General features: G+C 41.4%; 11 protein-coding genes. 4 read left to right on the forward strand and 7 right to left on the reverse strand.

Features of this window, described 5'->3' with window-relative positions; genetic code table 11:
- Positions 1–167: 167 nt before the first annotated feature.
- The 7 genes from cysC to PYW36_RS01350 all read right to left on the reverse strand — a co-directional run bounded on the left by cysC (position 168) and on the right by PYW36_RS01350 (position 8,140).
- Complete coding sequence (gene cysC / locus PYW36_RS01320; protein ID WP_103159690.1) at positions 168–776, reverse strand: adenylyl-sulfate kinase; 609 nt, start codon at positions 774–776, stop codon at positions 168–170.
- A 15-nt stretch (positions 777–791) separates the two neighbouring features.
- A complete protein-coding gene (gene sat / locus PYW36_RS01325) occupies positions 792–1,967 on the reverse strand; it encodes a sulfate adenylyltransferase (protein WP_103159689.1) in 1,176 nt (391 codons plus the stop codon).
- A 14-nt stretch (positions 1,968–1,981) separates the two neighbouring features.
- The gene (locus PYW36_RS01330; RefSeq protein ID WP_103159688.1) at positions 1,982–2,878 is read right to left on the reverse strand and encodes a sulfite exporter TauE/SafE family protein; all 897 of its coding nucleotides are present in this window, start codon (positions 2,876–2,878) and stop codon (positions 1,982–1,984) included.
- A 37-nt stretch (positions 2,879–2,915) separates the two neighbouring features.
- Complete coding sequence (gene cobA, locus PYW36_RS01335; protein ID WP_037576086.1) at positions 2,916–3,683, reverse strand: uroporphyrinogen-III C-methyltransferase; 768 nt, start codon at positions 3,681–3,683, stop codon at positions 2,916–2,918.
- 32 nt (positions 3,684–3,715) lie between these two features.
- Positions 3,716–5,446 carry an NADPH-dependent assimilatory sulfite reductase hemoprotein subunit gene (locus PYW36_RS01340; RefSeq protein WP_103159687.1) on the reverse strand — a complete coding sequence of 577 codons (1,731 nt, stop codon included), beginning with the start codon at positions 5,444–5,446 and terminating at the stop codon, positions 3,716–3,718.
- A gap of 24 nt (positions 5,447–5,470) precedes the next feature.
- Positions 5,471–7,339: an assimilatory sulfite reductase (NADPH) flavoprotein subunit gene (locus PYW36_RS01345; protein ID WP_103159686.1), complete on the reverse strand. Its 1,869-nt coding sequence runs from the start codon at positions 7,337–7,339 to the stop codon at positions 5,471–5,473.
- A 78-nt stretch (positions 7,340–7,417) separates the two neighbouring features.
- Positions 7,418–8,140: a phosphoadenylyl-sulfate reductase gene (locus PYW36_RS01350; RefSeq protein WP_103159685.1), complete on the reverse strand. Its 723-nt coding sequence runs from the start codon at positions 8,138–8,140 to the stop codon at positions 7,418–7,420.
- 355 nt (positions 8,141–8,495) lie between these two features.
- Here PYW36_RS01350 and dhaK point away from each other — a divergent pair, with 355 nt between their 5' ends.
- The 4 genes from dhaK to PYW36_RS01370 all read left to right on the forward strand — a co-directional run bounded on the left by dhaK (position 8,496) and on the right by PYW36_RS01370 (position 11,895).
- Positions 8,496–9,464, forward strand: coding sequence for a dihydroxyacetone kinase subunit DhaK (gene dhaK / locus PYW36_RS01355; protein WP_037576070.1), 969 nt, complete (start codon positions 8,496–8,498; stop codon positions 9,462–9,464).
- Between the two features lie 13 nt (positions 9,465–9,477).
- A complete protein-coding gene (gene dhaL, locus PYW36_RS01360) occupies positions 9,478–10,053 on the forward strand; it encodes a dihydroxyacetone kinase subunit DhaL (RefSeq protein WP_103159684.1) in 576 nt (191 codons plus the stop codon).
- Between the two features lies 1 nt (position 10,054).
- Positions 10,055–10,420 (forward strand): dihydroxyacetone kinase phosphoryl donor subunit DhaM, encoded by a 366-nt coding sequence (gene dhaM / locus PYW36_RS01365; RefSeq protein WP_103159683.1) that lies wholly within the window; start codon positions 10,055–10,057, stop codon positions 10,418–10,420.
- Between the two features lie 233 nt (positions 10,421–10,653).
- Positions 10,654–11,895 carry an aminoacyltransferase gene (locus PYW36_RS01370; protein WP_103159682.1) on the forward strand — a complete coding sequence of 414 codons (1,242 nt, stop codon included), beginning with the start codon at positions 10,654–10,656 and terminating at the stop codon, positions 11,893–11,895.
- The last annotated feature ends 51 nt before the right edge of the window (positions 11,896–11,946 follow it).

Raw genomic sequence — 11,946 nt, forward strand, 5'->3', positions numbered from 1 at the left:
ATTCAAATTGAAAAGTGAGAAAAATAAGAAAGACAGGCATGAAGATGTTATTCATGATGATATGTGAGGGCTTTATTTTTTATTCGAATAATAAACAAAGAGCATCGACGAAGTAAAAATCATTTCACCTCATCGATGCTCTTTTTTGGCTCTGAATTTGGTCTCAACTACGATTTTGGAATGTAGTCATGTGTTTCTAAATAGTTGAGTATTTGTAACACGGCCTCTTCAATCGATGTTTCTTCAGTATCAATGACGATTTCAGGCTGTTCGGGTGCTTCATAAGGGGCACTTATTCCTGTAAATTCAGGAATTTCACCTGTTCTTGCTTTTTGATATAGCCCTTTTGGATCGCGTTTTTCGCAAGCTTCCACGGAGGCTTTTGTATAAATTTCGATAAATTCTCCGTCTTCTACAATTTCTCGTGCGCGATCACGGTCCGCTTTGTATGGAGAGATAAAGGCTGTGAGTGTGATTAAGCCTGCATCGACCATTAATTTGCTGACTTCCGCAATGCGACGAATATTTTCTTGGCGGTCTTCTGGACTGAATCCTAGGTTGTTGTTTAAGCCGTGACGGACATTATCTCCGTCAAGACGATAGATGTTTAAGCCTCGTTCAAATAGCGCTTTTTCTAATGCGACAGAAATTGTCGATTTCCCTGAACCAGAGAGACCTGTAAACCATAAAATGGCACTTTTATGGTTATGACGTGCTTGGCGTTCAGCTTTTGTGACTTCTGAATCATGCCAAGTAATGTTTTGTGACTCAGACATATGAAACAGCTCCTCTTATTTGGATTCTCTTAAGCCTCTGATGAGTACTTCAGCGACTTCTGGACGTGAAAATTCTTTCGGTAAAGGTTCGCCGTTACGTAATTTTTCACGGACTTTCGTTCCACTAAGGTGGAGATGGTGTGAACTGTCGTGTGGACAAGTTTTGGCTGTTGCCATATTGCCACAAGTTTGACAATAAAATGCATGTTCAAATTTTAAAATTTGAATGCCCAATTCATCTTCAAATTGAGAGATGAATTCTTGCGCTTCATAAGTGCCGTAATAATCGCCCACCCCTGCATGGTCACGGCCGACAATAAAGTGTGTACAACCATAGTTTTTACGTACAGTCGCATGGAACACAGCTTCACGAGGGCCTGCATAACGCATCGCGGCAGGGTAAATTACGAGACGTGCACGGTCTTCTGGATAGTAATTTTTTAAAATAACTTGATAGCTTTCCATACGGACATCTGCTGGAATGTCGTCTGATTTTGTTTCACCAACAAGAGGATTCAACAACAAGCCATCGACAATTTCAAGCGCTGATTTTTGAATGTATTCGTGCGCGCGATGGACAGGGTTACGTGTTTGGAAGCCGACTACAGTGCTCCAACCTAACTCTTGGAAGAGTTGACGTGTTTCAGATGGATCGTAATGAAAATCAGTAAATTCATCATGTTTTGGGCGATGGATTAAATGAATCGGTCCCGCTAAGTAAACGTCGCCTTTTTCATAAACTTTTTTAACACCTGGATGTGCGTTTTCTGTTGTGCCATAAACGAGGCGAGCTTCTTTTTCTTTATCGTACGTATATTTTTCTGTCAGTTCTAAAATGCCGTACAACACGTTGTCTTCACCATAAAGCGCAATGTTTTGACCGATGTCTAACGCATCAGCTTCTGTTTGTGTGACAGGCAATGTAATGGGAATACTCCAAACTAAGCCATTATCTAGATGGACATTTTCAATGACGTTAAGATAATCTTTTTCACCCATAAATCCTGTCAGTGGGCTAAATCCACCGATACCAATCAATTCAAGATCGGATAAACTCCAAGGATTTAAAGTAACTTTAGGGAGTGATTCTGCCGTTTCTAACCAATGTTGGCGTTGTTGTTCTGAAACTTCACGGTTAATCAGTGTTCCGCCGTGCGGTTCAATTGTTTGAATGCTTGTTTGATTTGACAATGAAAGTCCCTCCATTAATTGAGATGGCTGTGACTTTGTTTTGAAAAGGCCATCTTTTTATTTTTTTGAATCATCCAGATGATAAGGATGATGAAGATAATAATAATCGCTAAACGACACAAGATAACGACATTTGAATTAAGGTGGAAATAGCCTAATAATGCATTGCTGTTGGTAAAAATAATTAGGCCGCTGACGCAAATGGCCAAAATGTTGACAGGTAAGATTTTAACAAGATAGGCCGCAATAGGCGCTGCGAGTACGCCTCCTAAAGCAAGAGCAATCACTGTTCCCCAGTTAATATTGCCGAACCCTAAAAAGATGATGAAACTGATGGATGCGGACAATGTAACGAAAAATTCACTGGCAGAAACGGTTCCGATGACGTAACGGGGTTCTAATTTTTTACTTGATAAGAGTATCGGTGTATTGACCGGTCCCCAACCACCACCGCCCATGGCGTCTAATAAACCGGCGATGAAACCTTGGGGAATCGTAAAGCGGCGCTTCAGACGTTGATGGCCACTAGAATGTTCTGGATGGTTACGCTTAAATAAAAATTGATACAAAATGTAAATCCCCATTGAGAGTAAAAATAGGGCGATGTATGGACGAATCACTTCGCCATGAATATTTGACAAAAGTGCGGCCCCAATAAAGGCAGCGACGGCACCCGGCAACGCTAAACGCCACATGGTTGGTTTATGCACATTATCAAATTTCAAATGAGATGTACCTGAGACGAACGTTGTTGCGATTTGAGAAAAGTGTACCGTTGCCGAAACAATCGCAGGGGTAATCCCAAACGTCAATAATATAGATGATGACGAAGCACCGAACCCCATGCCGAGTGAGCCATCAACGAGTTGAGCGACAAAGCCTGCGAGCGCAAAAATCAGTATTTTCTGCATCGATTTGACCTCCCTTTTGTCAAAATGGATTCCTTACTTATAACGGTTGGCGTATTGCGGTAAGAGAGGCTTCTTGGAACCAACTGAGTTCCTCTCTTAAACGCACAACTTCACCCACGATAATCATTGCGGGGTTTTTAATATGTGCCGCGCGTTCGACAATCGTCGATAACGTCCCAACTTCTGTTTGTTGTTGTTCTGTTGTCCCAAGATGAACGAGCGCGACAGGGGTGTCGGCGGATTTGCCATGTCTTAACAACAAAGCACAAATATCCGGAAGTTTTTTAACGCCCATATAAATGCACAAAGTTTCAGGACCTTGCGCCAAATGTGCCCAATACGCCTCTTTATTCACGCCTTCTTGTGTGATCGCCGTGACGAATGCGACTGAAGAACTGTAATCACGATGCGTGACAGGAATGCCGGCATAGGCTGGTGCGGCGATACCGGATGTGATGCCCGGCACAATCTCAAAGGGAATGTGATGGGCATTTAAAATTTGTGCCTCTTCACCGCCCCGTCCGAAAACGAAAGGGTCTCCGCCTTTGAGTCGGGTCACCGTGTAGCCTTTTTGTGCTAAAGTCACCATGAGTTGATTCGTCTCTTCTTGAGGCATGGCGTGACGATAAGGGTCTTTGCCACAATAGAAGAGTTTCGCTTTGGGTGACGCATAGGCTAATAATTGTTCATTAACGAGACGGTCGTATAAAATGACGTCTGCGTTTTCGATGGCTTTTAAGCCTTTTACCGTAATTAATTCGGGATCTCCCGGGCCTGCGCCTACAATGTTTACCTTTCCAGTCATATCCTCACGCCTTTCAAAGTGTCATCATGCTCTTAAGCTTTTACATTTTTATGAAAATCTTGGCCGTCATGTGTTTTTTCAATGATGCCAGTGCGAATGACGAAATCACCAAAATGTTCGTTTTCTTGTTTTTCTTTACCGTATTGAAGTAAAATCGGACGCAAACTGTCTAAAATTTCAGTTTCACCGACATTTTCTTTATAGAGTTTGCTCAAGCGGTCGCCTTTAAAGCCGCCACCGAGATAGAGGTTATATTTACCAGGGCCTTTACCGATAAAGCCGATTTCTGCAAGGGTCGGGCGCGCACAACCGTTTGGACAACCCGTCATACGAATCGTAATTTCTTCTTCGCGAAGACCTGCTTCATCTAAAATATCCTCGATTTTAGAAAGCAGTGAAGGCAAGTAACGTTCAGATTCAGCCATCGCGAGTCCGCATGTTGGAAATGCGACACAAGCCATAGAGTTACGACGAAGTCCTGTGTCACGTTGACCGTCAGAAATATCGAATTCTTCGATGATAGCTTCAATGGCAGGTTTATTTTCAGGTGTAATATTCGCAATCACTAAGTTTTGGTTCGGTGACAAAATAAATTCACCGGTATGCACATTCGCTATTTTTCTGAGTGCAGTTTTCAGTTTATAATCTTCTGTATCTTTGACACGGCCATTTTGGATGAACAGCGTATAATGCCAATGCCCGTTTCCTTCTGTCCAACCGTAACGGTCACCGTTATGATCAAAGTGGAAATCACGTGCCGTTTCAATGTCATAGCCTAAACGTGAAGTGAGTTCTTCGACAATTTTTTCGACGCCAAGTCGGTCGACTGTATATTTAAAACGGGCTTGTTTTCGGTCTTGACGGTCACCGTAATCGCGTTGAATCGTCATGATTTTTTCACAGACATCCACAATATTTTCTTTGGCGACATAGCCAATCACTTTACCGATTTGCGGATATGTCCGCGTATCGCCATGGGTCATCCCCATACCGCCACCGATAACAAGGTTAAATCCTGTTAATTCATCTTCTTCGACAATGCCGATGAGACCAATGTCTTGGGAATAGACATCGATGTCATTGGAAGGGGGAACAGCTATACCGATTTTAAATTTACGTGGTAAATAGCGTTTGCCATAAATCGGTTCTACTTCTTCTTGGGTATCAACGACTTTTTCACCGTCTAGCCAAATTTCATGATAAGCGCCTGTTCGTGGGAGCAAGTGATTACTAATTGCTGTCGCATAGTCATTGATTTCTTTTTGGACTTGCGATTGGTAAGGGTTCGGGTTACACATCACGTTACGGTTCACATCGCCACACGCCGCAATAGAATCAAGCACTGCTTTGTTAATGCTTTGCATTGAATGTTTTAAGTTGCGTTTTAAAATGCCGTGAAATTGAAAAGCTTGTCGTGTTGTTAATTTCAACGTGCCATTGGCATATTGGTCAGCAATATCATCCATCGCAAGCCATTGTTCCGCCGTCGCTTTACCCCCGGGCACACGCACACGAATCATAAAACTGTATGCCGGTTCTAATTTTTGTTTACGGCGTTCATCGCGTAAATCTCTGTCATCTTGCATGTAGCTTCCGTGGAATTTGAGTAATTTCGTATCATCTTTAGCAATCGCCCCAGTTAACGGATCTTGCAGTCCTTCGGCAATCGTGCCACGAAGATATTGACTACGGTATTTAATGAATTCCATTTCGTCTAACTTTTCATCGAGTTCTTGCGCGATTTGCGCATGATCTTTAGCCATTGTCTTCATCCTTTCTATTGATGATTAATAAACGTCGCGTTGGTAACGTTTATCTTTTTTCATTTGTTTTAAAATGTCTTCAGCGTCTTCGGTTGAAATGTGACGTGTATCGGAAATGACTTTGACGATCGCTTGATGTACGTCACTTGCCATATGTTTTTCATCTCCGCAAATATAAATAGAGGCACCGTCTTCTAACCATTGATTGAACGTTTCAGCATTTTCTTGAATGCGATGTTGCACATACACTTTTTCATCCGTATCACGTGAGAAGGCAACATCCATTTTTTCTAAATAGCCGTCTTTCAACCAAGATTGCCATTCTGTTTGATATAAGAAGTCCGTCGTAAAATGTTGTTCTCCGAAAAAGAGCCATGTGTGACCTTTCCAGTCGCGTTCTTCACGGTCTTGTAAATGCGCTCTAAAAGGAGCTACCCCCGTACCAGGACCAATCATAATGACTTTCTGTTCAGGGTCTGTCGGGAATTTAAGGTTCGGGTTATGTTTTAAATACACAGGGACCGTATCACCCGGTTGCAATCTTTCAGCGAAGTGAATCGAACATACGCCGTGACGTTCGCGGCCATGAGCCTCATAACGTACCGCACCGACAGTTAAGTGCACTTCGTCAGGTTCAAGTTCGTAACTGCTTGAAATAGAATATTCACGTGGTGGCAATTTGCGTAACACTTTATATAAATCTTCAGGTGCTAAATCTGTTGTCACATAGTCATTAAGCAAGTCGATAAAATCTCGGCCTTCGATATAGGCTTTTGTTTCCGCTTTATCATCTGCGAGTGATGATAAGTCATCGTTACCAAAATGTGCGGACGCATTTTGAATGAGGGGAACGGTCAATTTAGAAATTTCGAAATGGTGTGTTAAAGCTTCTTCAAGTGGAAGCGTGTCACCTTCTTCATTAATTTGCGTCGGTGTATCTCCTTTCCATCCGAGTGCTTCAATGAGTTGTGTCACCAACTGAGGTGCATTTTGTGGAAGAACCACTAAGCAATCCCCAGCTTCATAGCTTTCATTCATATCTTCAATAGAGAGCTCAATGTGGCGTGTTTCTTTGTTTGAGCCTCGGCCATTCAGTGAGATGTTTTCTAACACCTCAGCTTGATAAGGGTTTACTTTAGAATGTTTGGTTTCGCTTTCTCTTTGAACAGTTTCACTCACGAGTTCTTGCGAAGACGCTGTGCTACTTGTTTGGTTGTCTAACGCGTTAATCACATTCGCAATCCATTTTTCAGCATCTTCTTCGTAATCGACATCACAATCGACACGGTCGTATAAACGTGTGGCGCCGAGTTCGCTTAACTTGGCGTCAAAGTCTTTACCTGTTTGACAAAAATATTCATACGTGACATCCCCTAAGGCAAGGACGCTATAGCGTAAACCGTCAAGTTTAGGGGCTTTGCGACTATGTAAAAATTCATGAAGTTCTAAGGCATTATCAGGGGGATCTCCTTCCCCTTGGGTAGAAGTCACGATGAGCACATCTTCTAACTTTTTGAGTTCTTTCGGTTTGATTTCATCCATCGCTTTTTTCGTAATATCAAAGTTGAGTGATTTCAAACGTTCTTCAAATAAATCAGCAAGGCTTTGTGCGTTACCTGTTTCAGAACCGTAAAGCAGTGTTAACGTTCTGTTTTCTTGTGGTGATGATGCTTGATTGGCTTCTGTGACGTGAGACGTTTCAGACACGTGCGAAGTTTCAGGACTGTTGACGACTGCAGCTTGAGAGGCGTCAACAGGACTTCTTTCGGCACTTGAGTAAGTTAAGTAGCCACTCAACCAAATCTTTTGATCTGTCGTTAAAGTTGCTAATACAGAATTCAGTTGAGCGACTTGTTCATCTGTAAAAGGGCTGTTCGTTACTTTTAAATACAATGGTTTCACCTCAATTAGTACATAGTTAGAATATATTTATAATCCTATCGGTTTAATAAGAATTATAAGCAAAAAAATTTATGGTTGTGTCGTATGCAAGCCACACTCTGTTTTCATAGAGCCTTGCCAACGTCCGGCACGTGAGTCTTGTCCTTCAAAAACGGGAGAGGTACATGGAATGCACCCGATGCTCGGATAATTTTGGTCATGTAGTGCATTATAGGGAAGGTCATGAGATTTAATGTAGTCCCAGACTTCATCTTCAGTCCAATAAATAAGCGGACAAACTTTGATGGATTTAAAGCGTTCATCTTTATTAATGAAGTTTGTATGTGCACGGCTTTCGGATTGCGCACGGCGTAGTCCAGATATCCATGCTGTTGCGCCATTTAAAACTTCTTCTAAGGGTTTGATTTTACGAATATAGCAACATTGGTTAGGGTCATGACGCCATAATGCAGGCTGATATTGATCGGCTTGTTCTTTCAATGTGAGATCAGGCTTTTTCATTTCAATGCGCAATTTGGGATAACGTGATTTCACGCGGTCGATGAGGTCGTAGGTTTCTTGGAAGTGTAAATCCGTATCTAAAAAAACGAGTTGTGCATCGGGTTTGACTTGTGAAATAAAATCAACCAAGACCATACTTTCTGCCCCAAAGCTACAAGAATAAACGAGATCGTCTTGATATGTGTCATACGCCCATTTGAGTAAAGGGAGCGCGCCTTTCGTTAGATCGTCGCCAAGTTCATCGATAAAAGGATCGGATTGAAAAGTATCATATGTGATTTGATTTGGCATCGCGAACCGTCAACCTCCTTTAGTTAAAACCTATTTATATAGTCGGAATAATATGTAATACATTTTACGAGGTTTTTGTGTAAAGTCAACCAGTTTCGTCGGATTTATTGATAAAAATTCTGAAAATTAAAATGAAAGGAGGCCCTATGAGGGATTTTCGAGAATTAGTTTGAATTAAAACTATTCAAAAGACAGACGAAAGGGTGCTTGTGCGATTCGACTCAGTGACGCGTGGGTGATTGTTTTTCTAATATAGTAATGGATTTGGCGTGAGTTGCTGAAATGTTATAGGTTATAATGAAACTGGTAATTCAACAATACGAAGACACTTTCGTCTTCTTTAGAGGTGATCTAAATGAAAAAACTGATTCAAGAGAAAACACATTTTTTACAAGACATGCTCGACGGTTTAAAAATCACCCATCCCGAATTGGAGATCATTGCGGATACCGTTGTGGTACGTCAATCTAAAAAACAATCGGGAGTTGCGCTTGTTTCTGGTGGAGGAAGCGGCCATGAACCTGCACATGCGGGCTTTGTCGCAGAAGGGATGCTAGATGCAGCGGTTTGTGGAGAAGTATTTACATCGCCCACGCCAGATAAAGTATTAGAAGCGATTAAGGCAGTAGATAATGGTGACGGCGTATTACTCATCATTAAAAACTACGCCGGTGACGTAATGAATTTTGAAATGGCCCAAGAAATGGCTGAAATGGAAGGGATTCAAGTTGAAAAAGTCATTGTGAAAGATGACATTGCGATAGAAAATGTGGAACAACGTCGTGGTGTTGCAGGCACGATTTGGGTGCATAAATATGCTGGCTATTTAGCAGACAATGGCACAAGCTTAAAAGAGATTAAAGAAAAAGTAGAGGCCTTTTTAACAGGCGTTCGTTCCATAGGCATGGCAATAACGCCTCCAGCTGTGCCAACGACGGGACAATATGGTTTTGACATTGAAGATACTGAAATGGAAATTGGGATCGGCATTCACGGTGAAAAAGGGATTGAACGTACAGCTGTCGAACCGATTCAGTCTATTGCGACACGTCTCATTAATCAACTAGAAACTGAAGTTGATGCCACTGAACTGATAGTGATGATTAACGGTATGGGAGGCACACCTTTATCTGAGCTCAATATCGTCACAAAATACGTGGCAGCAGTGCTTGAAGACAAAGGTAAAACAGTGAAACGCTGGTTCATCGGTGATTACATGACGTCTTTAGATATGCAAGGATTTTCGCTCACATTTGCACCATATGACAAAGCGATTGTGGAAGCATTGAATGCACCGACAACGAGCCATTATTTTAACAATTAAGGAGGACATCAAGATGGATGCACAAACTTTAAAAACACGTTTATTAGACTTAGCGGCAACATTTGCGCAAGAAGAAGACCATTTGACTGCACTCGATCGTGCGATTGGAGATGGTGACCATGGTGTGAATATGTTGCGCGGTTTTGATGCATTAAAAGATAAAATCGATGATCAATCGGTAGAAAGTATTTTAAAATCGACAGGCATGACATTAATGTCCAATATTGGTGGCGCGTCAGGTCCGCTTTATGGATTCAGTTTTGTAAAAATGGCACAAGTGGCGAAAGATGAGATTGACCATGATGGATTAGTCGCTTTATTAACTGCATTTGAAGAAGCCATCGCCACACGTGGAAAAGTTTCAGGTGGCGAAAAAACAATGTACGATGTCATTCATCGTGCGAAAGAAGCTGTCGAACAAGGGGAAACCGTCTCATTAGAAAAGCTTCAAAGTTTTGCGGATGATACGAAAGAGTTAGTTGCTACCAAAGGGCGTGCCGCTTATTTTAAAGAAGATTCAAAAGGGCACGTAGATCCGGGTGCGCAAAGCAGTGTGTACATTTTAAATGCATTGATTGGAGAGGATTAAAATGACAAGCCTTGTGATTGTTAGCCATAGTGAAAAAATTGCAGAAGGCACAAAGGAATTATTGGGTCAAATGTCTCCAAATGTTGATGTGATTGCAGTCGGTGGTGCAGACGGCGAAATTGGCACGTCCTTTGATGAAATTTCTGAAGTGTTGAATCAACTTGAAAATGATGCCCTTTGCTTTTTTGATATCGGGTCTGCCGAAATGAATCTCGATATGGCGATTGAGATGTATACGGGTCAACATAGAATTGAAAAAGTGACCGCACCTCTCGTTGAAGGAAGTTTCCTTGCGAGTGTTTCGCTCTCAACAAATGGTGATTTTGATCAAGCCATTGAAGCGGTAAGAGAAGAATTTGATAAATAAAATTTTAAACTAAATGCGTTTTTCCTAGCTTCGTTTTATGTAAATGAAGCTAGGATTTTTTATCTTTTTTTATATTGAAAAATGAGGTATTAGATTTGTTTTGAATCCTAATTTTATGGAATACTATGTACGCGGTTGAGTTGAGGATGTTATAATATTGTAAAACATAAGGGGCGTGAAAGATTGAAAAAATTTTTGATTCTATGTCGCCCCAAAAGGGAAGGGCGACGCGCATGCAATTTGTCACATTAACGACTGAAGAATTTGATACATTTACAAGAAATCATTTTTCACACTATACACAATCCGTCCCGCATTTGAAATTTCGCCAACAACAAGGGGTTGCGCATCTCGTGGGGGTTAAAGATGAGGCGCAAAATGTCATCGCAGCATGTCTATTAACAGAAGCGCGCAGTTTGAAATTTTTTAAATATTTTTATACACAACGCGGACCGGTCATGGACTTTAACAACACGTCACTCGTTAAATTTTTCTTTGAGCAATTGACCGCCTATTTAAAACGGCATCGTTGTCTTTATGTTTTAACAGATCCTTATTTAATAGAAAATGTGCGCAATGCGAAAGGGGAGATCATCGAAGCACGTGATAACACAGCAATGAAACAGGTCATGGCTTCATTAGGTTACGTACATCAAGGCTATTCCGTAGGTTACTCTGCCACGAGCCAAATTCGTTGGCATTCAGTGTTAGATTTGAAAGATAAAACAGAAGATCAATTGTTGAAAGAAATGAATTATCAAACCCGACGTAATATTAAAAAAACATATGAAATGGGTGTCAAAGTCAAAACGTTACCTTATGAAGAAACGGACCGCTTTTTCAAACTGTTTCGCATGGCAGAAGAAAAACACGGATTTAAGTTCCGTGATTTACCGTACTTTGAGCAATTGCAACGCATCTATGGAGAGCACATCATGTTAAAGTTGGCGTACATCGACCTTGAACAACTAAAGCAGACGTATCAACAACGGTTGAATGTATTGAGGGAGCAAATGGCACAGGTGGAGGCCACACTCGCTGAAAACAGCAACTCTAAAAAGACGAAAACGAAGCACCAGCAACTGTTACAACAAATCACTAGCCAAGAGAAAAAACTGAAAGAAACGACCGAGCGCATACAATCGGAGGGCACGGCCCTAGACTTAGCAGCCGCGGTCTATATTTACAATGACCATGAAGTCTATTACTTATCGAGTGGCTCTAACCCTCGTTATAACGCTTATATGGGGGCTTATCGTTTACAATGGCAAATGATTCAATTTGCCAAACAACATGACATTGATTGTTATAATTTTTATGGCATTACCGGAGATTTCACTGAGAATGCAGAAGATGAAGGTGTGCAACGATTTAAAGAAGGATTTAACGCACATGTCAATGAGTATATTGGAGATTTTATAAAACCGATTAAACCGTTTTGGTATCGTTTTTACCAACGGCTCCAACAAAAATAGGCTCATGCGCACTCGAAATGAATTAAGAAGTAAAGGACATAGCACTCACCT

Origin of the sequence: Staphylococcus chromogenes (assembly GCF_029024625.1) — a bacterium.
Classification (GTDB): Bacteria; Bacillota; Bacilli; order Staphylococcales; family Staphylococcaceae; genus Staphylococcus; species Staphylococcus chromogenes.

Excerpts from the sequence above, each read along its gene's own strand:
- PYW36_RS01370 (WP_103159682.1), top strand. The coding sequence starts at position 10,654 with ATGCAATTTGTCACATTAACGACTGAAGAATTTGATACATTTACAAGA.
- dhaL (WP_103159684.1), top strand. The coding sequence starts at position 9,478 with ATGGATGCACAAACTTTAAAAACACGTTTATTAGACTTAGCGGCAACA.
- dhaK (WP_037576070.1), top strand. The coding sequence starts at position 8,496 with ATGAAAAAACTGATTCAAGAGAAAACACATTTTTTACAAGACATGCTC.
- cysC (WP_103159690.1), bottom strand. The coding sequence starts at position 776 with ATGTCTGAGTCACAAAACATTACTTGGCATGATTCAGAAGTCACAAAA.
- PYW36_RS01350 (WP_103159685.1), bottom strand. The coding sequence starts at position 8,140 with ATGCCAAATCAAATCACATATGATACTTTTCAATCCGATCCTTTTATC.
- PYW36_RS01340 (WP_103159687.1), bottom strand. The coding sequence starts at position 5,446 with ATGGCTAAAGATCATGCGCAAATCGCGCAAGAACTCGATGAAAAGTTA.
- cobA (WP_037576086.1), bottom strand. The coding sequence starts at position 3,683 with ATGACTGGAAAGGTAAACATTGTAGGCGCAGGCCCGGGAGATCCCGAA.
- PYW36_RS01330 (WP_103159688.1), bottom strand. The coding sequence starts at position 2,878 with ATGCAGAAAATACTGATTTTTGCGCTCGCAGGCTTTGTCGCTCAACTC.
- dhaM (WP_103159683.1), top strand. The coding sequence starts at position 10,055 with ATGACAAGCCTTGTGATTGTTAGCCATAGTGAAAAAATTGCAGAAGGC.